The sequence below is a fragment of the Streptomyces canus genome (assembly GCF_001514145.1).
GTDB lineage: Bacteria > Actinomycetota > Actinomycetes > Streptomycetales > Streptomycetaceae > Streptomyces > Streptomyces canus.
This window is the reverse complement of the sequence record NZ_KQ948667.1, coordinates 110,781-132,261: the sequence shown is the minus strand read 5'-3', so window position 1 is coordinate 132,261 and position 21,481 is coordinate 110,781. Positions and strand designations below refer to the sequence as shown.

General features: G+C 72.0%; 21 protein-coding genes and 1 pseudogene. 2 read left to right on the top strand and 20 right to left on the bottom strand.

From position 1 onward, the window contains the following. Positions 1 to 18: 18 nt before the first annotated feature. The 18 genes from AQJ46_RS32995 to AQJ46_RS32910 form a co-directional block, all read right to left on the bottom strand. Complete coding sequence (locus AQJ46_RS32995; protein WP_059209043.1) at positions 19 to 684, bottom strand: response regulator transcription factor; 666 nt, start codon at positions 682 to 684, stop codon at positions 19 to 21. Continuing rightward, positions 681 to 2,051 carry a sensor histidine kinase gene (locus tag AQJ46_RS32990; protein ID WP_059209042.1) on the bottom strand — a complete coding sequence of 457 codons (1,371 nt, stop codon included), beginning with the start codon at positions 2,049 to 2,051 and terminating at the stop codon, positions 681 to 683. The genes AQJ46_RS32995 and AQJ46_RS32990 overlap by 4 nt, the downstream gene beginning before the upstream one ends. 99 nt (positions 2,052 to 2,150) lie before the next feature. Continuing rightward, on the bottom strand, positions 2,151 to 2,834 hold the full coding sequence (locus AQJ46_RS32985; RefSeq protein ID WP_059209041.1) for a response regulator: 684 nt from the start codon (positions 2,832 to 2,834) through the stop codon (positions 2,151 to 2,153). Continuing rightward, positions 2,831 to 4,144: a sensor histidine kinase gene (locus AQJ46_RS32980; protein ID WP_059209223.1), complete on the bottom strand. Its 1,314-nt coding sequence runs from the start codon at positions 4,142 to 4,144 to the stop codon at positions 2,831 to 2,833. The genes AQJ46_RS32985 and AQJ46_RS32980 overlap by 4 nt, the downstream gene beginning before the upstream one ends. Before the next feature lie 49 nt (positions 4,145 to 4,193). Next, positions 4,194 to 5,435, bottom strand: coding sequence for an acyltransferase family protein (locus AQJ46_RS32975; protein WP_059209040.1), 1,242 nt, complete (start codon positions 5,433 to 5,435; stop codon positions 4,194 to 4,196). Further along, a complete protein-coding gene (locus AQJ46_RS32970; RefSeq protein WP_079072514.1) occupies positions 5,428 to 6,342 on the bottom strand; it encodes an alpha/beta hydrolase in 915 nt (304 codons plus the stop codon). The genes AQJ46_RS32975 and AQJ46_RS32970 overlap by 8 nt, the downstream gene beginning before the upstream one ends. A 295-nt stretch (positions 6,343 to 6,637) precedes the next feature. Next, entirely contained in the window at positions 6,638 to 7,561 is a 924-nt protein-coding gene (locus AQJ46_RS32965) for an alpha/beta hydrolase (protein ID WP_059209038.1), read from the bottom strand. Positions 7,562 to 7,855: 294 nt separating this feature from the next. After that, positions 7,856 to 9,052 (bottom strand): kynureninase, encoded by a 1,197-nt coding sequence (gene kynU, locus AQJ46_RS32960; protein ID WP_059209037.1) that lies wholly within the window; start codon positions 9,050 to 9,052, stop codon positions 7,856 to 7,858. Further along, a complete protein-coding gene (locus AQJ46_RS32955; protein WP_057614718.1) occupies positions 9,045 to 9,887 on the bottom strand; it encodes a tryptophan 2,3-dioxygenase family protein in 843 nt (280 codons plus the stop codon). Before AQJ46_RS32955 ends, kynU begins: the two co-directional genes overlap by 8 nt. 150 nt (positions 9,888 to 10,037) lie before the next feature. Next, positions 10,038 to 10,451, bottom strand: a complete 414-nt coding sequence (locus AQJ46_RS32950; protein ID WP_059209036.1) for a DUF3151 domain-containing protein — start codon at positions 10,449 to 10,451, stop codon at positions 10,038 to 10,040. A gap of 117 nt (positions 10,452 to 10,568) precedes the next feature. Further along, positions 10,569 to 12,038, bottom strand: a complete 1,470-nt coding sequence (locus AQJ46_RS32945) for an MFS transporter (RefSeq protein ID WP_059209035.1) — start codon at positions 12,036 to 12,038, stop codon at positions 10,569 to 10,571. A gap of 65 nt (positions 12,039 to 12,103) precedes the next feature. Further along, entirely contained in the window at positions 12,104 to 13,135 is a 1,032-nt protein-coding gene (fbaA, locus tag AQJ46_RS32940) for a class II fructose-bisphosphate aldolase (protein WP_059209034.1), read from the bottom strand. Positions 13,136 to 13,263: 128 nt separating this feature from the next. Beyond that, the gene (gene pyrE / locus AQJ46_RS32935; RefSeq protein ID WP_057614708.1) at positions 13,264 to 13,812 is read right to left on the bottom strand and encodes an orotate phosphoribosyltransferase; all 549 of its coding nucleotides are present in this window, start codon (positions 13,810 to 13,812) and stop codon (positions 13,264 to 13,266) included. Positions 13,813 to 13,822: 10 nt separating this feature from the next. Next, the gene (locus tag AQJ46_RS32930) at positions 13,823 to 14,614 is read right to left on the bottom strand and encodes an aldose epimerase family protein (RefSeq protein WP_059209033.1); all 792 of its coding nucleotides are present in this window, start codon (positions 14,612 to 14,614) and stop codon (positions 13,823 to 13,825) included. Between the two features lie 13 nt (positions 14,615 to 14,627). Next, entirely contained in the window at positions 14,628 to 15,368 is a 741-nt protein-coding gene (locus AQJ46_RS32925; RefSeq protein ID WP_059209032.1) for an SRPBCC domain-containing protein, read from the bottom strand. 70 nt (positions 15,369 to 15,438) lie between these two features. Beyond that, positions 15,439 to 17,079 (bottom strand): polyamine aminopropyltransferase, encoded by a 1,641-nt coding sequence (locus AQJ46_RS32920; RefSeq protein ID WP_059209222.1) that lies wholly within the window; start codon positions 17,077 to 17,079, stop codon positions 15,439 to 15,441. Between the two features lie 88 nt (positions 17,080 to 17,167). Further along, positions 17,168 to 17,692 (bottom strand): DUF2617 family protein, encoded by a 525-nt coding sequence (locus AQJ46_RS32915; RefSeq protein ID WP_059209031.1) that lies wholly within the window; start codon positions 17,690 to 17,692, stop codon positions 17,168 to 17,170. A gap of 431 nt (positions 17,693 to 18,123) precedes the next feature. Next, complete coding sequence (locus AQJ46_RS32910) at positions 18,124 to 18,426, bottom strand: hypothetical protein (protein ID WP_059209030.1); 303 nt, start codon at positions 18,424 to 18,426, stop codon at positions 18,124 to 18,126. Between the two features lie 129 nt (positions 18,427 to 18,555). Here AQJ46_RS32910 and AQJ46_RS32905 point away from each other — a divergent pair, with 129 nt between their 5' ends. Further along, positions 18,556 to 19,749, top strand: a complete 1,194-nt coding sequence (locus AQJ46_RS32905; protein ID WP_059209029.1) for a pyridoxal phosphate-dependent aminotransferase — start codon at positions 18,556 to 18,558, stop codon at positions 19,747 to 19,749. A gap of 106 nt (positions 19,750 to 19,855) precedes the next feature. Here AQJ46_RS32905 and AQJ46_RS57510 read toward each other — a convergent pair. Together AQJ46_RS57510 and AQJ46_RS32900 are read right to left on the bottom strand one after the other, a co-directional pair. After that, positions 19,856 to 19,945 (bottom strand): annotated as a pseudogene (locus AQJ46_RS57510) (DNA-binding response regulator); the annotation flags it as partial. Positions 19,946 to 20,306: 361 nt separating this feature from the next. Further along, entirely contained in the window at positions 20,307 to 20,831 is a 525-nt protein-coding gene (locus AQJ46_RS32900; RefSeq protein ID WP_059209028.1) for a YbjN domain-containing protein, read from the bottom strand. Positions 20,832 to 20,971: 140 nt separating this feature from the next. Here AQJ46_RS32900 and AQJ46_RS32895 point away from each other — a divergent pair, with 140 nt between their 5' ends. Then, positions 20,972 to 21,460, top strand: coding sequence for a hypothetical protein (locus AQJ46_RS32895; protein WP_059209027.1), 489 nt, complete (start codon positions 20,972 to 20,974; stop codon positions 21,458 to 21,460). The last annotated feature ends 21 nt before the right edge of the window (positions 21,461 to 21,481 follow it).

Genomic DNA, 21,481 nt, shown 5'->3' with positions numbered 1-21,481 from the left:
AAGAGGACCGCACACCCCCTACCCCGGCGTCACCAGCCGCGCCTCGTACGCGAACACCGCCGCCTGTGTACGGTCCCTGAGGCCCAGCTTCACGAGGATGCGGCTGACGTGGGTCTTGATCGTCGACTCGGCGACCATCAGCCGCTCGGCCATCTCCGAGTTCGACAGGCCCTGCGCGATCAGGATCAGGACCTCCGTCTCACGGTCGGTGAGGTCGCCGTAGGCCGAGTGCGCGGAGGTCATGAGGCGGGGGGACTCGGAGAGTTTGGAGAACTCCGTGATCAGGCGTTTGGTGACCGAGGGCGCGAGGAGAGCCTCGCCGGAGGCCACCACCCTTACCCCCTCGGCGAGTTGACGGGCCGAGGCGTCCTTGAGGAGGAAGCCCGAGGCTCCAGCGCGCAGGGCCTGGTAGACGTACTCGTCGAGGTCGAAGGTCGTCAGGACCAGGACCTTCGCCGTGCCGTCCGCCGCCACGATCTCCCTGGTCGCCTCGATGCCGTTCAGCTCCGGCATCCGGATGTCCATCAGGACCACGTCCGGGGCGAGTTCACGGACCCGGTCGACCGCCTCGCGGCCGTTGACGGCCTCGCCGACCACCTCGATGCCCGGCATCGCGTTCAGCAGCACCGAGAAGCCCTCGCGGACCATCATCTGGTCGTCCGCGACCAGGACCCGGATCGTCATGCGTCACCCTCGTCCCTGAGCGGCACCGGGAGGAACACCGCCACCTCGTACCCTCCCTCGTCCGTGGCACCCGCCGTCATCTCGCCGTTCAGCATGGAGACCCGCTCCCGCATGCCGGTGAGGCCGTGGCCCGCTCCGGGCGAGGGCTTCAGCAGCGACAGCTCGGGCCGCGGGCCGTTGACTATGCGCAGGCCCAGGCCGCCCAGGACGTATCCGATCTCGACCCGTGCGCTCGCCCCCGGGGCGTGACGCAGGGTGTTGCTCAGCGCCTCCTGGACGATCCGGTACGCCGACAGCTCGACGCCCTGCGGGAGTTCGCGCACCGCCCCGGTGACCGCCTTGTCGACGCTCAGCCCCGCCTCCCGCACATTGTCGAGCAGGGCGTCCAGGTCGGCGAGGGTGGGCTGCGGGGCGTCCGGTGCTTCGTAGTCCTCGGCGCGGACCACTCCGAGGACCCGGCGCAGCTCGGTCAGGGCCGCCACCGCGTTCTCCCGGATGGTGGCGAACGCCTTCTCCAGCTCCGGGGGCGGGTTCTCCACCCGGTAGGGCGCGGCCTCCGCCTGGATGGCGACGACCGACATGTGGTGGGCGACCACGTCGTGCAGCTCGCGGGCGATGGTCGTGCGCTCCTCGAGGAGCGTGCGGCGGGATCGCTCGTGCGCGGTCACCGTCTGCTGGGCGGTCACCGTCTCCTGGGCGTCACGGCGTATGTGCCAGACGCTGACGGCGAGCAGGGACAAGGCGGAGATGAACAGCAGCTCCATGGTGTTGGAACGGTAGTAGTGCGGGCCGCCCAGTCCGCCTTCCCAGATCAGGCTGTACCCCCCGGTCAGCAGCCACATCCACACCGCCGTGCGCGGCCGGGTGCGTATCGCCACGACCGTGAGCACCACGAGGTGGCAGGCGAAGCTGCCGGCCATCCACGGCCACTCGTCGGACGCGCCGTTCAACATCTGGTAGGTGATCGCGGTCCCGCCGAGCGACAGCCAGAACGCGAGCACCGGCCGCACCATGGTCAGCAGGATCGGGACAAGGGCGAGCACACCGGCGAAGAGGTTGGTGACCGCGCCGTACCCCCAGTTGTCCGAGGCGATGAGCATCGCGATCAGGCCGACCGCGGTGATCAGCGCGTGGGGCGTCCAGACCGCGTATTCGCGAAGCCGGCCGGACAGGCGGCGGGAGAGCCCCTTGTCGACGCGCATGGGAGGGAGCGGGTGGTAGGCGAAGGCCTGACTGATCAGGTCGTGCCGCAGGCCGCGCAGGGCGTCCACAGCGGCTCTGAACTCCGGGCTGCGGAACTTGTACGCGTCGTACCCGCCGCTGCCGCCGTGCGGAGGTGTCATGTGCGTCTCGGTCGTATCGGTCACGTTCAGAACGGTAGGCGGGGGCGGGGGTCACCGTCGTCACCAGCGAGACGGGTCCTTCGGTATCCCTCTCAGGTACTACGGGTACCGGAGGGCGGCTGATCAGTAACCCGACGGCCGCACCAGCCCCGACTCGTACGCGAACACCGCCGCCTGCGTACGGTCCCTGAGGCCCAGCTTCACCAGGATGCGTCCCACGTGGGTCTTCACCGTCTGCTCGGCCACCACGAGCCGGTCGGCGATCTCCGCGTTCGACAGGCCCTGCGCGATCAGGGCAAGGACTTCCGTCTCCCGCTCGGTCAGCTCGCCGACCCGGCTCTTGAGCGGGGAGCGGGGCCGGTTGTCGAGGCGGGAGAACTCGGCGAGCAGCCGCCGGGTGATGCCGGGCGCGAGCAGCGCGTCCCCGGCCGCCACCACCCGCACGGCCTCGGCGAGCTGCTCCGCGGAGGCGTCCTTCAGCAGGAACCCGGACGCGCCGGCCCGCAGCGCCTCGTACACGTACTCGTCGAGGTCGAAGGTGGTCAGCACCAGGACCCTGATCTCCGGGCGCTCACCCGTGATGCGGCGGGTGGCCTCGATGCCGCCCAGCTCGGGCATCCGGATGTCCATCAGGACGACGTCCGGGACGAGTTCGGCGACCTTGGCGATCGCGTCGAGGCCGTCGACCGCCTGCCCGATCACCTCGATGCCGGGCTGGGCGCCCAGCAGCACGCTGAAGCCCTGCCGGACCATCTGCTGGTCGTCGGCGATCAGTACGCGGATGCTGCCGCTCGTGCCGCTCGTCATGCGGTGTCGTCCTTCGGGTCGGTGAGCTGACCGGGCGCGCCCGGGGGTGCCGTCGGAAGATACGCGGCCACCTCGTAGCCGCCGTCGGGGCGGGGGCCGGCGCGCAGGGTGCCGCCGAGCATCGCGGCCCGCTCCCGCATGCCGAGCAGGCCGTGCCCCGCGCCCGGGGAGGACGGCACGCTGCGGGTGGGCCGTGAGTTGACGACCCGTACGTCCACGCCGTGCACGTAGTGGACGAGCGAGACGGAGGCGGTCGCGCCGGGCGCGTGACGCAGGACGTTGCTCAGCGCCTCCTGCACGATCCGGTACGCCGACAGGTCCACGCCGGGCGGCAGCGGCCTCCGGACACCTCGCACGTCGACCTCGACGGCCGTTCCGGCCGCCCGGGTGTTCTCCACCAGCGCGTCGAGCCGGTCGAGGGTGGGCTGCGGGGCGTGCGGCGCGGTGCCGGTGGCAGGGTCGGCGGGCCGCTCCGGCGTCTCGGGGTGCTCGGCCCGCAGCACGCCCAGGACCCGGCGCAGTTCGGTCAGCGCCTCCAGCGCGTTCTGCCGGATGCCGTCGAGGTTCTCCCGGAGCTCTTCGGACGGGTTCTCGACGAGGTGCGGGGCGACCTGTGCCTGGATCGAGATGACGGACATGTGGTGGGCGACGACGTCGTGCAGTTCGCGCGCGATACGGCTGCGCTCCTCCAGCAGGGTGCGGCGGGCCCGCTCCTCGGCGGTGAGGGTGGTCTGCTCGACGAGCGCCTTGCTCGCCTCTCGGCGCCCGCGCAGGGCGGTGCCCAGCACCACCACCACGGTGAACAGGGTGACTGCGAGCACCCCGGTCGGCTGGAAGTCGGCCGCACCCAGCACGCCCTCGATGAGGTAGGTGAGAAGCAGGGTCACCGCCAGCGCCTCGACGGCCACGCGCATGGGCACCCTGAGGGCGAGCAGCAGCAACACGGCCATGTGCCCGATGAGTCCGGCGGTGCTCCAGGGCCAGGTGAAGTCGTGCGCGCCGCCGGCCAGCAGCTGACGGCGGACCTCGATGGCGCCGACCACCATGGCGATGGTCGAGAACCACCACGCCGGGAGCGGCCGCCACAGCGCCAACACGACGACGGCCCCCTGTGCGAGACCGATCGCGAAGGCGAGCGTGAGCCCCACCCCGCCGTTGTCCGAGAGTTGCGCCACGGCGCCGACCGTGACCCCGAAGGCCACCATGCACATCACCGCGTGCGGCAGCCACCGCAGCCACACCGACGGGGGCAGCGGATCGACCCGCAGCGTGCACAGGTCCTCGCGCAGCACATGCAGCCAGCGCCGCATGCGGCCGACCACCAGCTGCCGGCTCCCCGTCTCCGTCACGCCGACCACCCTAGGCACGACGCGCCTCCTCCGCTGCGGCCGGCTCCGTACGGCGGTGGACACGGATCACCCGTGACGGCCGGCCGCCGACCCTGCGCGGCCCCTGCTCGAAGGACCGGAAGGCCGACCAACACACCGCCAGGGCGAGGACGAAGACCGGGAGCCAGGCCAGCCGGGCCGCCACCCAGCCCAGTCCGTCGGGGACGGTGTGCAGGCCGGGCAGCCGGCCCGCGGCGAGGCCGGTGGCCGTGGTGGCCATCAGCGCCGTCTGATGCCACAGGAAGATCGTCATCGCGGAGAGGTTGACCAGCGCCACCGCCGCCCAGGCCGCAGGGCGTCGCATACCCCTGCGCAACCGGTCGCGCAGCAGCAGGGCGAGGCCGCACTGCGCCAGTCCGAAGGTGACGGCGGCCAGCGTCGGCGGGTTCAGGTTGGAGACGGAGGCACCCGGCACCCCGACCATCGACGCCGGATACCCCGCCCCGGCGACGAGCACCGCGGTCACCACCGCACCGCCCCCGAACAGCAGCCATCCGGCGCGCCGCCCCTCCAGCTCGCCCCGCGTCCACGCGGCGCCCACGGTGTACGGCACCAGCCAGCCCGCCGCCAGGTTGACCCAGCCGAGCCAGTCGGGGCCGCCGAGCCCGAAGCGCACGATGTCCACGTGCAGGACGACGACCAGCGGCCACAGCGGGTGGAGCCGCAGCAGCAGCGGGGTCGCGGCCGTCAGCGCGCTGAAGACCAGGAGGAACCACATCGGGGACAGGGCGAGTTTGACCAGCGTGCGGACCGTCTCGAACTGAGCTCCCGTCAGCAGCAGGGCCGTCGCCACCACCGTCCACAGGGCGAGGACGACGGCCACCGGCTTGAAGAGCCGCGACAGACGGCTCGTCAGCCACTGTCCGTACGTCGTCCCGCGGGCGCGTGCCGAGGTGTAGCCGCGTGTCGCCACATGGCCGCCCACCAGGAAGAACACGGCCAGGGTCTGGAAGGCCCAGGAGATCGGGGCCAGCCAGGGCATGTGCTGCAGCGGGCTCGCGGTGTGCAGGGCGCCGCCGTCGGCGACCAGGGCCGTCACCAGCCAGTGGCCGAGGACGACGCCGAGGATCGCGAAGGCGCGCAGGGCGTCGACGGCACGGTCCCGCTCGGGGGGTGTCGCCGCGTCGATCCGGTCGGCGGCCCGGCGTATGCCGTCCGCACCGTGGCGTATGCCGTCGCGTACGCCGCCCCGGGTGTGGTGGGTCTCAGGCACGGGTCACCTCCGCGGTGTCTCCGAGGACGATCCGGGCGAGGTTGGCCAGGGAGACCGAGCCCGGGCTGAAGTAGTCGCTGTGGCCGCCCTCGCCGGCGGCGAAGACGTGCGCGCCGAAGGCCGGGGAGACCGGGTCGGTGCCGAAGCCGACGGTGACGCCGAAGAGGTCGGTCCTCACATGGGGGACCTCGCCGACCCAGTCGTCCTTGCCCCTGGCCGCCCAGATCCGGGCGGGGGTGTGCAGGGCGGCGGCGGTGTCCGCGCCGGTGCCGGGGCTGCCGACCAGGACCAGGTCGTCGATGTCCAGGTGGCTCGCGGCCCGGGCACAGACGACCGTGCCGTAGGAGTGGCAGACGAGGGAAACGGTGGTGGGGCGGCCGACGACGCCCTGAAGCCGACGTACGAACGCGCGCAGGTGAGGGGCCGCTTCGGCCGCCCTGTCCGTGGTCAGGACCGTGGTGCTGATCGTGTCCGGGGTGCGGTAGCCGAGCCAGGCGACCACCGCGGTCCGGGTGCCGTGGGGGGCGGTGCGGGTGAGTTTCCGCTGCAGGGCCGCCGCCGTCGCCCGGAAGCGGTCGTAGGTGTCCAGGGAGGTGTCGGAGCCGGGCACCAGGACGGCCACGTGGTCGGCGCGGGCGAGGTCGCCGAAGACCTCCGTCGCCATTCCCGGGCCCCGGCCGTCGAAGGTGAGCAGACGCCGGTCGGGCGCGGCCATCTCGCGGTCCGCCTCCGCGCGGTGGGTGTCGCCGTGGGCGGCGGCCATGCGGGCGGCCTCTGCCGCGTTGGCGGTGTTGGCCGCGTAGGTCCTGTCGAGGGTGGAGGCGGTGAGGCCCGGGAGGGTGGCCGGGGGCGGGGCGGGGATCTCCGGGCGGGCGGCCGCGGACAGGGGGGCCACCACCGCGACCATGATGAGGCCGGCGAGGAGAGCCCGGCGCCACCGATGGGAGCGCGGGTCGTCTCCCCTGTGCCGCCGCGCGTCACCGCGGCCCCCGCTCCCACCCCTCCAGCTGCTCCCCACAGTCCTCGTCCCTCCCCGTCCGCCCGGCCATCGGGCTTGTATGGATGGGAAGTTACGGAGCGGAGGCTGTCGTCCGCGTCACGCCAGGGAGCTCTTTGGGGCCGTAGCTCTCAGGTATTACGGGTATCACCGGGAGGGGGCGGACAGGCCCCGGGAGGAGGCGGCCAGGCCCCGGGAACCGACGTCACCACGCCAGCTGCGCGATCTCCTCCGCCACCACCGCGCACGCGTCCGCCGCCGGGTCGATCAGGGGGAAGTGGCCGACGTCCTCCAGCAGCGTCAGGCCCACCACCTCGCCCGCCTTGGCCGCCGCGTCCGCGTACGCCTCGGCGACCGCCTGCGGGACGACCGTGTCGGCGCGGCCCTGGACGAGCGTGGTCGCGATCCCCGTGGGCAGCAGCAGGGCGGGGTCGGCGTACGGCAGACGCACGGTGAACCCCTCTTCCCCGCCCAGGAGTTGACGGCAGGCCCCGCCGCACACGTCCAGCTTCTCGGCGACCGTGAAGTCGGCGATCGGGGCCAGGGCGACGACCCCGCGCAAGGGAGCCGGGCGGTCGATGCGCCACACGGCGTCGGCCGGCAGGAGGTGCCGGGCCGCCGCCCACAGCGCGAGGTGACCGCCCGCGGAGTGACCGGTGACCACGATGCGGCGCGAGTCGGCCTGCGGCAGGAACTCCCGCACCAGCGCCGGAAGCGCGTCCATCGCGGCGGCCACGTCGTCGAAGGTCTCGGGCCAGCGCCCGGCGACGGGCCCGACGTCACCGGCCCCGGCGGCAGCGCCCTGTCCCGGAACGGACACCCCGCCCCGTCGGTACTCCACATTGGCCACCGCGAACCCCCGCCGTGCCAGGAAGTCCGCGAACGGAGTCACATGGCGCCGGTCGTACGGCGCCCGCCACGCCCCGCCGTGCAGGACGACGACCAGCGGCGCGAGGCCGCCCCCGGGAGACAGCACCTCGCGCGGGGCGTAGAAGTCGATCACCTGGTCGGGGTCGGCGCCGTACGCCGCGGTGGCGTCGGGGTCGACCGCCGCGTGCGAGAAGGCCGACCCCTCCTCGGCCGCGGCACGGGCTTCTGCGGCGGCACGGGCTGCGGCGTCGTCCGGCATGCTCCAACCTCTCAGCGGTGAAACGGATCTGACGGACCGTGAAGCTTCCTGGAAGGGAATCCGGCCGTTGGCCGGGACGCTATCAGGCCGATGACGTGCGCGGACACGCGTGCCGAACCGGGCACCGTCCGTCCCTGAGGGCGTACCGCGCGTGTCCGTACGGCCGAGGCGCTGCGGCACTTCCACCAGGTACGGGTCGCCGAGCGGGCCCCCTGCGTGGCGGAGGACGTCACGACCGTCGTGGCCGCGCGGGCCGGGGTGTACGCCACCCCGGCCCGACGCCACGACGAGCGATCAGCGGGCGAGCGTCTCCCCCAGCACCCGCGCCGCCCGCTCCACGTCCGCGAACCCGACGTACAACGGCGTGAACCCGAACCGCAGCACGTCCGGGTGCCGGAAGTCGCCCACCACGCCCTGCTCGATGAGCCGCTTCATCACCTCGCCCGCGTCCTCGCAGCGCAGCGCGACCTGGCTGCCCCGCTCCCCGTGGGCCAGGGGGGTCACACACTCGACGCGGCCCTCACCGGCGTACGACGCGACGCACTCCAGGAAGAAGTCCGTCAGGGCGAGGGACTTGGCGCGCACCGCCTCGACCGAGACCCCGTCCCAGACCTCGAGGGCGGCTTCCAGGGCGAGCATGGAGAGGATGTCCGGCGTACCGACGCGGCCCCGCAGCGCGCCCTCGGCCGGGGCGAAGGACGGGCTCATGCCGAAGGGGTCGGCGTGCGAGGTCCAGCCCGGCAGCGGGGAGTCGAAGCGGTCCTGGAGCCCGCGGCGCACATAGAGGTACGCCGGTGAGCCCGGGCCGCCGTTCAGGTACTTGTAGGTGCAGCCGACCGCGAGGTCGACGCCGTGCGCGTCGAGACCGACCGGCAGGGCGCCCGCGCTGTGGCACAGGTCCCAGACGGCGATCGCGCCCGCCGCGTGCACGGCGGCCGTGAGACCGGGCAGGTCGTGCAGGCGCCCGGTGCGGTAGTCGACGTGGTTGAGCAGGACGGCCGCCGTACGGCCGCTCAGCACGCCCGGCACCTCCGCCGGGGTCACCGCCCGCAGGGTGCAGCCCGTCATCCGGGCCGCCGACTCGGCGATGTAGCCGTCCGTGGGGAAGGTGGTCGCGTCCACGATCACCTCGTCGCGACCGGAGTCCGGGCCGCCCGCGAGCCGTACGGCCCCCACAAGTGCCTTGAACACGTTGACACTTGTCGAGTCGCCGACCACGATCTGGCCGGCCGCCGCCCCGACCAGCGGGGCGATCCGGTCACCGATCCGCTCGGGCGCGGTCCACCAGCCGCTCTCGTCCCAGGAGCGGATCCTCAGCGACCCCCACTGACGGCGTACGACGTCCTCGACACGCCCCGGGACGGCGGCCGGGAGCGCGCCCAGTGAGTTCCCGTCGAGGTACACCACGTCGTCCAGGACGAACCGCGCGCGCAGGCCCGCCAGCTCGTCCGAGGCGTCCAACTTCTCCGCACGTGTACCCAGTTCAGACATGCGACCGCGCCGTCCACAGCTCCGGGAACACGTTCTTCTGCGCGCGCTTCTCCAGCCAGGCCACCCCGGCGGAGCCGCCCGTGCCGGCCTTGGAGCCCATCGCACGCCGGGTGGCGACGAGATGATCGTTGCGCCAGCGCCACACCAGTTCGGCGACATCGGTCAACGCCTCGCCCAGGCGGGCGAGTTCGTCGTTCTCGGGGCCGGAGTAGAGGGCCGTCCAGGCGGCCTCGACCTCCTCCGACGGCTCGTACCTGCGCGAGACGTCGCGATCCAGGACAGCGGAGGGGATCGCGTGCCCGCGCCGCGCCAGCAGCCGCAGCACCTCGTCGTACAGGCTCGGCTCGTGCAGCGCCTTCTCCAGCTCGGCGTGGACCCGGGGCGCGCCCCGGTGCGGGACGAGCATGGAGGCGGACTTGTCGCCGAGCAGGAACTCCATGCGGCGGTACATCGCCGACTGGAAGCCGGAGCCTTCGCCGAGCGCCGAGCGGTAGGAGTTGAACTGCGCGGGCGTCAGCTGGCCGAGGGGCTTCCAGGAGGCGTTCAGCGCCTCCAGCTGCCGTACGGAACGCTTCAGGGCGGCAACGGCCGTGGGCACGTCGTCGGAGCGCAGCGCAGCCGCCGCGGTCTCCCACTCGTGCACGATGACGGTGAACCACAGCTCCATGACCTGGGTCGTGACCAGGAAGACCATCTCTCCGGGATCGTCGGAGAGGGTGTGCTGGAGGTGGGTGAGCACGTCCGCCTTGACGTAGTCCTCGTACGGCGTCGTGCCTTGGAAGTCGAGATGCGGGGTCTCCGGCTCCTGCGTTTCATGAGCCTCATGGGACGACATCGCTGTCTCCTGTTGTGTACTCCGGGTAGCGGTCCGCCCTGCCGTTACCGACACGGGGCCCCGGTCCCCGCCGGGCATCCTCTTCCATCGTCCGCGGAAAAGGCAAGGCCCGCCTGGTCACATCAGGCGGGCCCGGAAAGCGGTGACGGATCAGCCCAGCGTCTCGGCCGCCGTGAGCGAGGAGTCCTTCAGGAACTGCGAGCAGCGCTCGTACTCGGCCTGCTCACCGATGGCACCGGCGGCACGGGCGAGGCCGTGCAGGGCGCGCAGGAAGCCGCGGTTCGGCTCGTGCTCCCACGGGACCGGTCCGTGGCCCTTCCAGCCGTTGCGGCGCAGCGCGTCCAGGCCGCGGTGGTAGCCCGTACGGGCATAGGCGTACGACTCCACGACGCTGCCCCGCTCGAACGCCTCGTCGGCCAGCTGGGCCCAGGCCAGCGAGGAGGTCGGGTACTTCGCGGCGACGTCCGCCGGTGCGGTGCCGTTCGCCAGGAGCTCACGGGGCTCCGGATCGTCGGGGAGGTGGGTCGGGGGCGGGCCCCCGAGAAGGTTCTCGTGAATCGACATGAGTCCAGTCTCCCTCGCCGGGGGCAGGTTTTCGTCTGCGGGTCCTTGGGGGCTCGTCGCGCCCACGCGGCGGAGCCGCACATCGATACGGCCCCGCGCCCCTGGCCCGCAGACGCCCTATGACAGCCGCCCCCGTGCCCTCTCCCCCTCCAGTGGCGGCGACAGCACGGCCCCGTACGTGCGGCACTCCGGCCGCCGGCACCCCGGCGGCAGCGACCGTACCGTCGCGAAGGCCACCACGGACCCCACCACCAGCACCCCCGCACACACCGTCATCGCCCGCCCGAACGCATTGTCGAACGCGGTAGGCGACCGGTACGCCTCCTCCCCCATCCCCGTGACCAGCGGCAGCGCGGCCACCGCGATCAGGCCCGCCGCCCGGGCGGCCGCGTTGTTGATGCCGCTGGCCAGCCCGGCCCGCGAGGCGTCCACCGAGCCCAGCACGGTCGCCGTCAGCGGGGCGACCAGCGTGACCATGCCGGTGCCCAGGACCAGCAGCGCGGGCAGGATGTCGGCCAGGTACGAGGCGTCCGGGCCGACCCGCAGCATCAGCAGCATCCCGGCGGCGCACAGCAGCGGGCCGACGGTGAGCGGGATGCGCGGCCCGATGCGGTCGGCCAGGGCGCCCGAGCGGGCGGAGAACAGCAGCATCAGGACGGTCGTCGGCAGCAGGGCCGTACCGGCCTGGAGGGCCGAGTAGCCGACCACCACCTGGAGCTGGACGGCGCCCAGGAAGAAGAACCCGCCGAAGGCCCCGTACACGCACAGGGTCACCAGGTTGACCGCGGTGAACTGCCGGGACGCGAAGATCCCGAGCGGCATCATCGGGTCGGGACGGCGCTTCTCGACGGCGACGAAGGCCACCCCTGCGGCCACGCCCCCGACCGCCGTGACGGCGACCAACAGGGACCCGGAACGCGCCTCGATCAGCGCGTACGTCACCAGCGCGAGCGCCAGCGCGCCCAGGACCGCGCCGAGCACGTCGAAGCGCCCGTGGTCGCTGCGGCCGTCCGCGGACTCGGGAACATGCCGCACGGCGATCGGCGCGCACACCAGGGCCAGCGGGACGTTGAGCAGGAACACCCAGCGCCAGCCCGGGCCGTCCACCAGCCAGCCCCCCACGAAGGGACCGACGGCCGCCCCGACACCGCCGAACCCGGACCACAGACCGACGGCCCGGCCCCGGTCGTCGGGATGGAAGGAGGCCTGGATCAACGCCAGCGACCCCGGTGTGAGCAGGGCGCCGCCCACCCCCTGGAGGGCCCGGGCGGCGACGAGGACGCCCGCGTTCGGGGCGAGGCCGCACAACAGCGAGGCGGCCGCGAACCACACCACCCCGACGACGAACACCTTGCGGCGGCCGTACCGGTCCCCGAGGGAACCGCCGAGCAGGATCAGCCCGGCCAGGGTCAGCATGTACGCGTTGACCGTCCACTGGAGAGAGGCGAGGTCGGCGTCCAGGTCGCGGCCGATGGCCGGCAGGGCGACGTTGACGACGGTCGAGTCCAGCAGCGCCATGCTGGAGCCGAGGACGGTGGTGAGCAGGATCCACTTGCCTTGCGGCGAGGCCAGCCGGACATCGGGCATGACCCAGGTATACAGCGAGCCCGGTGCCGTAGCACCGGGCTCACCGTAAACAGCTGTGAAGAGCTTTACTTGATCTTCGTGCCCGCCGAGCGCAGGTTCTGCGTCGCCTCGACGACACGGGCGGCCATCGAAGCCTCGGCCAGCTTGCCCCAGGTGCGCGGGTCGTAGGTCTTCTTGGAGCCGACCTCGCCGTCGACCTTCAGGACGCCGTCGTAGTTGCGGAACATGTGGTCGGCGACCGGACGCGTGAAGGCGTACTGGGTGTCGGTGTCGATGTTCATCTTGACGACGCCGTTCTCCAGCGCGGTGCGGATCTCCTCCTCCGTGGAGCCGGAGCCGCCGTGGAAGACGAAGTCGAACGGCTGGGACCCGGCCGGCTTGCCGAACTTGGCGGCCACGCCGTCGTTCAGCTGCTTCAGCAGGTCGGGGCGGAGGACGACGTTGCCCGGCTTGTACACACCGTGGACGTTGCCGAAGGAGGCGGCCAGCAGGTAGCGCCCCTTCTCGCCGAGCCCGAGCGCCTCGGCCGTACGGATCGCGTCGTCGACGGTCGTGTAGAGGGAGTCGTTGATCTCGTGCGAGACGCCGTCCTCCTCGCCGCCGGTCGGGGTGATCTCGACCTCGAGGATGATCTTGGCGGCGCGGGCGCGCTCCAGGAGCTCCTGGGCGATGGAGAGGTTGTCGGCGAGGGTCTCCGCCGAGCCGTCCCACATGTGCGACTGGAACAGCGGGTTGCCGCCGGCCTTCACGCGCTCCTCGGACACGGCGATCAGCGGGCGTACGTACCCGTCGAGCTTGTCCTTGGGGCAGTGGTCGGTGTGCAGCGCGACGGTGACCGGGTACTTCTCGGCGACGATGTGCGCGAACTCGGCGAGGGCCACGGAACCCGTGACCATCTCCTTGCTGTACTGACCGCCCAGGAACTCGGCACCACCGGTCGAGATCTGGATGATGCCGTCGCTCTCGGCCTCCGCGAAGCCGCGCAGCGCAGCGTGCAGGGTCTGGGTCGAGGTCACGTTGATGGCCGGGTAGGCGAACTTGCCCGCCTTCGCCCGGTCGAGCATTTCGTTGTAGACCTCAGGGGTTGCGATGGGCATCTGTCCGCTCCTTGTATCTGCGGGTTGGCGTACTGCGTGCTTACGGCCCTGACCTAGACCTTGTGTGGGGGTTCGACGTCATCGTCGGCCTCATCTTTCCAGACTCGGCCGGATGGTCCATCCCGCGGTCAGTCCAGGCCCAGCTCGTCCTTCGAGTACGCGAAGCGGTACGGCACTCCCGCGCCCTGCTCGATCTTCTCGGCGGCGCCGGTGGCCCGGTCGACGATCGTGGCGACGGCGACGACCTCGGCGCCCGCCTCGCGCACCGCCGCTACCGCTTCGAGCGGGGAGCCTCCGGTGGTGGAGGTGTCCTCGACGACCACGACCCGGCGGCCCGCGATGTCGGGGCCCTCCACGCGCCGCTGCATGCCGTGCGCCTTGGCCGCCTTGCGGACGACGAAGGCGTCCAGGCGCTTCCCGCGCGCAGCGGCGGCGTGCAGCATGGCGCCGGCGACCGGGTCGGCGCCCATGGTCAGTCCGCCCACCGCGTCGAACTGCAGGTCCGCGGTCAGGTCCAGGAGCACCTGCCCGACCAGCGGGGCCGCCTCGCCGTCGAGGGTGACGCGGCGCAGGTCGACGTAGTAGTCGGCCTCCAGACCCGACGACAGGGTCACCTTGCCGTGCACCACGGCCTTGTCCTTGATCTGCTGCAGCAGCTCGCCGCGTACGTCCGTCATGCCTGTCAGCTTAGATGCGGCGCCAGGTCCACGTGGTCGTGGCTTCCAGCGGCTCCAGCGGGGTGACCAGGCGCGGCAGGGTGTTCAGGCCGTTGGGCGGCCCGGTCTGCGGCTCCACGCAGACGGCGGCCTCCTGCTCGTCGTACACCACGACCCATTCCTCGCGGCTGGCGACCTTCAGCTCCAGCTGTCCGGGCCAGGTGAGCGTGACGTCGACGCCGCCGGGCATGCCGAAGCAGTCGTCCCAGGGGCTCGGCTTCGGCTCGACGCGGTTGCCGGTGGGCAGGTGGTCGTCGCCGCGTTCCTCCTGCCAGGCGGCGGTGAAGTCGAGCCGGACCGGCTCGCCGCCTTCGAGGGTGCGGTTGAACCAGGGGTGCCAGCCGATCTGGGCCGGGAAGGAGGAGTCGTACGTCTCCACGGACATCGTGAGCGTCAGGGCGTCCGGGGTGAGCGCCGCGATCTGGGTGACGCGGCCCGCAAAGGGCCAGGGCTTGACGAGGTCGTACGTGAGGACGGCCTCGTCGGTGGACGTGCGGGCGATGCTCCAGGCGCCGTCGCGGGCCGTGCCGTGGATGGCGTGCGGCGGGGAGTTGAGCGGCATCTGGTGGACGTCGGCGCCGTCACGGAACCGTCCGTCCCGGATGCGGCCGCACCAGGGGACCATCGGGAAGCACCCGAAGCGCTCTCCCTGCCGCAGCAGTTCGACGCCTTGGACCCGGAGTCCCCCGACCCGTCCACCGTTTCCCGGCTGCAAGGTCACTTCCGCGTCGCCCGCGGTCAGTGTGATGTCTTCTTGGCTCACGGGACGACACTACTCAACGGCGTTTCCTCAGTACCCGGGTGACCACGATCGCCGATGCCAGGACCACTGCCGCTGCCGGGGCCGCCCAGCGGAGGGTCGCTCCCGACGCCACGGTCTGGGGGGCCGGGACGGGGGCGTAGCGGCCCCTCGGCGGTGCGTGGTCGACCTCCTCCGCGCTGCGGCCGATCATCGTGCGACGCGCGTGGGCCGCTTCGGCCGGGGGGTTGGCGGGTTCCGTGAGGTCCTCGACGGGGGGCGCCGGGGGCTCCACGGGCTCGGGAGCCTCCACGGCTTCCGGTGTCTCCGGCTGCTGCTCCGGCTTCTCCGGTTCCTCCTCCGTCTCGCCCAGGGCCTCCGCGAAACGGTTCAGCAGCCGTACGACCGCGGAACCCACCGCGTCCTGCGCGAGTTCCGTGACGCGGCCGTCCGCCGTGGCCGTGCCGTCGAAGGTCAGGGTCGTGCCACCCTCCGTGTCGCGCAGGCGGAGGGTGAGGGCGAGGGTGACCGAGCCGGTGCCGCGGGTCTCGGTGGCGTCACCCTCGACGGCGTAGGAGCCGTCGTCGCGGCCGGTGACGTGTACCGCGCCGCGGTAGGTGATGGAGTGGCTGCCGACCCGCACCTTCAGGCGACCGGCGACGGGGTCCGCGCCGGCGTCCTGCTGGAGTCCGGGAACCGCCCGGGCGACCCTGACGGGGTCTCCCAGGGCCTCCCTCAGCCGCTCGACCGTAACCGGAACGAACACCTCATGCTCCATGGTTGCCGAGCCTACCCAGGGGCGACGGTCATGCGCCCCCGTTGGTGGAAAGTGACCGCGCCCTTCGGTCTCAGTAGCGCGGATGCACCAACGTCGACGCCGGCAGTCCCGCGATCCGGGTCGCCTCCGCCGCGCTCTGGGCCGCCCGCAGGGACTCCCGCGTGAGAGTCACCGGCCTCGGCCCCCGGGCGCCCGGGCTCAGACCCGGGCGTGCTCCCGGTGAGGCGAGCACGAAGCCCCAGTCGCGCGGTGCGCGGGAGGCGCCGGCCGTGCGGTCGGGGCCCGCGGCGAAGCCGGAGTCGCGGCCGCCGACGCGGTAGGGGGTGGTGTGCAGACCCGCCGCACGCATCGTCGACTCCACCGTCCAGAAGACCCGGGGCCGGGAGAAGACCGGCCCCGCGTGCACGACGAGACGGCCCTCGGGGGCCAGGACGCGGCGGACCAGGCCGTAGAACTCCTCCGAGTACAGCTTGGTGCTCGCGGTGATGCCGGGGTCGGGCAGATCGGCGATCACCACGTCGTACGACGGCACGGGCGCCGCCGTCCGCAGCCGGCGGAACGCGTCCGCGGTGGTCACCCGCACGCGCGCGTCGCCGTACACATGGCCGTTGAGCCGGGACAGCGCCGGGTCGCGGCGGGCCAGGTCCACCACCGCGGGGTCGATCTCGACGATGTCGACCCGCCGTACGTCCGGGTACCTCAGCACCTCGCGGGCGGCGAGGCCGTCGCCGCCGCCGAGGACGAGCACGCGCGCGTGGAGGCCGCCCATCGCGGGGGTGACGAGGGCCTCGTGGTAGCGGCGCTCGTCACGGCCGCTCACCCTCAGGCGGCCGTCGAGGTAGAGGCCCAGGGGGCGGCCGTCGGTGCCGCCGGTGAGGACGACCTCCTGGATGCCGGTCTGGAGGGCGACGCGCACGTCCGTGCCGTAGACCGCCTCTCGCGCGGCCCGCTCGAAGTCGTCGACGAGGACGGCGGCGGTGGCGAGGACGCCGAGCACGGCGAGGTTGGCGGCCAGCAGCAGCCAGCGGGCCCGGCGGGTCAGGTCGCGGCGGAACAGGCCGAGGACCAGGGCGCCGCCCGCGACCGCGTTGACCCCGCCGGTGAGCATGGCGCCGGTCAACTGGCCCAGCAGCGGCAGCAGGAGGAAGGGGAAGGCCAGGCCGCCGACCAGCGCGCCGACGTAGTCCGCCGCGAACAGATCGGCCACCGCGCCGCCCGCGTCCTGGCGGCGGATGCGCTGGATCAGCTCCATCAGCAAGGGGACTTCGGCGCCGATGAGCACACCGATGGCGAGGGAGAAGGCGACCAGGAGCCAGCGCGGACCACTCGCCCACAGTCCGCCCCAGTCGCCGGTCCACGCGAAGACGGCGTACAGCGCCATCGCGCTGCACCCGCCGACCAGCGCGAGCAGCGCCTCGAGCGCGCCGAAGGCCGCCGCCGCGTGCCAGCGCAGCCGCTTGGCGAGAAGCGAGCCGATGCCCATCGCGAAGACCATGACGGACAGCACCACCGAGGCCTGGGTGACCGAGTCGCCGATCAAGTACGAGGCGAGAGCGACCAGTTCGAGCTCGTACACCAGTCCGCAGGCCGCGCAGACGAAGACACAGGCGAGGACGAGGAAGCGGCCCGTGCCGGGATGGACGGGCAGCCGCGCGGGCCCGGCCCAGGACGGCGGAGCGCCGGGCGGAGCGGGGGCGTGCGGCTCGATCACGTTGCGACCGTACGTCACTGATGTGGCACGCTTCGTCACCCACACGTGTGGAACTGAGGAGCAATCGGGAAACAGGTGTTTGTGTCGCTCAGCCCGACGTCCCGACCGGGACCCGGATCCCGACCCGCGTCCGCGTGGCCACCAACTGCCCGTCCTGCGGATACGCGTGCCAGGTCCGCCAGTGCACCTGCCCGTCGTACCGCTGGGCCAGCAGCGCCGTGAACGCGTGCGGGCTGCCCGGAAAAACCCCCGCGAGTCCGTTCGGATGGTCGGACACCAGCGCAAGCAACTCCTGTGCCCGTCCGGCGAACTGACCCGGCGACAGCGCCTCGACGCGTGCGGCGAACTCGTACTCCCAGTCGCCCACCCGCTTGGCCACGCCCAGGGGCAGCGGCGTACTGCTGCCGGCGATGCACGCGACCGTCTCCGAACAGGTGCCGCGGTCCTCCTCCAGGAGTACTTGGTGGGACGCGCCGAGGAGTCTCAACTGAAGCTGCGCCCCGCCGATTTCCAGGTCGAGCGTGGCCAGGGCGGGCAGCGGCTCGCGCCCCAGGGCCCAGGCGAGGTCGGCCGCGCGCGTGTCGGTGTACGAGGTGTTCAGGGTCGTGAGCATGGGTCGGCTCCGCTAGCACGCAAAGAAAGGGTGGTGTGGGGTTCCGGCACGCCCGGGCGACTGTGGGGGGGGGGGATCGGCCCGGTCAGCCCAGTCGGGAGGTCAGGACCTGTCCGTAGGACGTCCGAGGGGCTGCGTTGGTGATTTAGAGGGAATCATGAACAGTGGCGCCACCACAGCGTTTTTACCCAACTTCGTGGGGTTTCCATCCCTCCGTGGGCTCTCCAGCTCATCTGTTCAACTACGGCGTGCGCCACGGCGGCCGGAGCGTGCGCCGGAGCACCGGAGTGAAAAGGCGACAAGCGGGGGCATGCGTCAATACGACAAGCGGGGGCGTGCGCCCCGACCCAGGTCCGGACCCACGCCCCCGCGTTCCCCCGCTCCCCCGTCTCCGGATGCGGTTCCCCCTGCCGGAGCTCAGCTGCCCCGTGTCAGCTGCCTCCCCCGCATCCGCCCCCGCCGCCGCAGGACGACCCGCCACCACAGGACGACCCACCGCCGCAGGAGTGCCCACCGGAGTGACCGCCGGAGTCGCCGCCCGACGAACCGCAGGACGAGCCGGCGCCGCCCGCCCCGCCGCCGGCCCACCAGCTGTCCCGGTGCGCCCGGGACCGCCCGCCGCGGGGCACCCTGACCGGCTTGCCCAGCTGGACGCGCTGCTTCCTGTTCGCGGCAGACACCAGGGCCCCTACGAACAGGACCGCGAACACCGCCAGGATGATGCCGATGACCATGGCTCACCCTCCTTCCGTTACCCCCCGAAGCGACCCCCCGTGGGCGCCTCGCCGGTTGCGTGAGCTGGAGATGCCCTTCTGTCTCACGGGCCAAAGCAGAGTTGAGGAACTCCAGAGCTTGGGCGCAGGATGACCGGCATGACCTCCAGCGCGCGCCCCCTCCTCAACCGCCGTCTCGCCGAGTTCGGGACGACGATCTTCGCCGAGATGTCCGCCCTGGCCCTGCAGACCGGATCGATCAACCTGGGCCAGGGCTTTCCGGACACGGACGGCCCCGACGAGGTCAGGGAGGCGGCCGTGCGGGCGCTGCGGGACGGGCGGGGCAACCAGTACCCGCCGGGCCCGGGCGTCCCGGAGCTGCGCACAGCGGTCGCCGCGCACCAGGAGCGCCGCTACGGCCTGGCCTACGACCCCGACACCGAGGTCCTGGTCACCGCCGGAGCCACGGAGGCCATCGCCGCCGCGCTGCTCGCCCTGGTCGAGCCCGGTGACGAGGTCGTCGCCCTGGAGCCGTACTACGACTCCTACGCCGCCTGCATCGCGATGGCGGGCGGGACCAGGGTCCCGGTCACCCTGCGGCCGCACTTCGAGGGGAGTGCCGGCTTCCGTCTCGACCTCGACGAGCTGCGCGCCGCCGTGACCGACCGGACCCGGCTCCTGCTCATCAACACCCCGCACAACCCCACCGGCACCGTCCTCACCCGCGAGGAGCTGACGGCGATCGCCGAGCTGGCCGTGGAGCGGGATCTGCTGGTGGTCACGGACGAGGTGTACGAGCACCTGGTCTTCGACGAGGCCGAGCACCTGCCCCTCGCGACCTTCCCGGGGATGCGGGAGCGCACGGTCTCCATCGGTTCCGCCGGCAAGACCTTCTCCTTCACCGGCTGGAAGGTCGGCTGGGTGACCGCGGCCCCGGCCCTCACCGCCGCCGTCCGCTCGGCGAAGCAGTTCCTGACCTATGTGGCGTCCGGCCCCTTCCAGTACGCCGTCGCCGAGGCGCTCCGGCTACCGGACTCGTACTTCGACGGCATCCGCGCCGACCTCCAACGCAAGCGCGACCTGCTCGGCGACGGCCTGCGCGCGGCCGGGTTCGAGGTGTACCAGCCCCAGGGCACGTACTTCATCACCACCGACATCACCCCCCTGGGCGAGAAGGACGCCTACACCTTCTGCCGCACACTCCCCGAACGCTGCGGCGTCGTCGCCATCCCCAACTCCGTCTTCTACGACGACCCCGACGCCGGCCGCAGCCAGGTCCGCTTCGCCTTCTGCAAGCGGGACGACGTCCTTCAGGAGGCCTCGGCACGCCTCCAGCGATGGTGATCACCGGGCTGCGACGCGCGGAATGTGACCTCAACCCATCGATGATCGTGCCGCTCGAACCACTCGGTTCCGTGGCCGATCCTCCTGCCGATGGGGAACCTCGCGTCTTGGTGAGGTAGTCGTCGGCCCCCAGGTCCAGGCCGAGGAGCATGTCCTCCTCGGTGCTGCGTGCGGTCAGCAGCAGAATCGGAAAATCCGGATGAGACGAGATTGTTTTTCGTCATCTTCGGCGACCAGGATGCGCGCGCTCAACGATTCTCCTCAGCGGGGCCCTGCACGATTCCAGCACCGTTGATATCAACGCGCCTGCGGAATTCCCACCTCCGGTAAATCCCGGGCCGACCGCATTCGCCGCACAGTATCGCGAGCGGAAGCCGGAAGTTATCCACAGCCTGTGGACGGGCGCCGCACTCGCCCCGGCCTCGAAGCCGCGCTTCCTGGACGGCGACAGCCCGGCCCCGGCACACGGCCGTGGTGGCCGCGTGCCCTGGCCGGGCTGTCGTTCGCCTGCGGTGCGTACCTGGTCGCGCCGGTACGCCCCGGTGGCGGGAGGACGCCTACTCGTCGTCCTCGGGCTTCTCGGCGTCGTTGACGTCCTCCTCGAGGCCGAGCTGTTCGACGAGCCACTTGTCGAACTCGATGGCGGCGCGCACCCAGCTGACGGTCGAGGAGACGAAGTGCTCCAGGCTGACGCCGGTGCCGATGAGCATCTGCGCCTCGCCGATCAGACGGACGGTGCCGTCGTCATGGGTGTGGCTGTAGACCTTGGGCCACAGGGTGCGCCGGTTCCAGTCGTCGATGGACTCCAGAAGCAGCGGCTTCTCGTCGATCTGGTGGGGCCGGTCGTAAAACGTCCGCACCGAGAAGACCTGCTGGTCGCCCTCGCCGCGGAACATGAAATACGTACGGAACTGCTCCCACGGCGCCGCGAGGTCACCCTCGTCGTCGACGACATACTTCAGCTCCATCTGGTCGAGGAGCTGCTTCACAAGATCCTGATCCGGGACGACGGGGCCCGCCGGTCCTTGCTGCGGCTCGGGCTGGCCCCCGAAGTTCGGAATCGAGGACGGGTCGATGGTCACCGTGAATTTCCCTTCGTACGGATTACGCCATCCTCCCCCATCCGGGGAGGGGGGTGGCAAGCCCAGACGGAACCTGTCCTCCCAGGGCTGACATGATCCGGTCAGCCACAGAAAACAGCGGCCGAAGAAACGGGGAACACATGACACAGGCGGAGACCGAAACGGTGCCGGAGCCGGTCCTGCCCGGCAGGACCAGATGGGGCGTTTTCACGGCGATCCTGGCCGTACCGACCCTGGTGGTGGCGGGCCTGATCGCACTGCTGGTCGCCTGGCTGTTCACGGACGACTCGGTCGACACGGGCGTCCGGAAGGTCTCGTGCGCCGAGGCGTTCGCCTACGGCGGGGCGAAGCCGCCGGCCGGGGCGCGCGACCTCGCGTGTGTGCTGGAGGCCGCGCAGGACCCCCGGTACGAGGCCCGCTTCCGGCTGCGGAGCGCCGAGGTGAGCGCCTGGGCGGCGGCGAGCTACCCGGACGGGCCCGGACTGCGGAACGTGCAGTGCGACGGCGCCGACGTCTACGCGTGCATGAACCGGGGTCCGGTCGCCGGGCAGAGCGCCTCCGTGCAGCTGGAGGTCACCCACGACGGGCCGAACTGGTCCGAGGTGCGGTTCGTGGCGTTCACGCTGTGACGAGGGGGCGCCGCCGCCCCC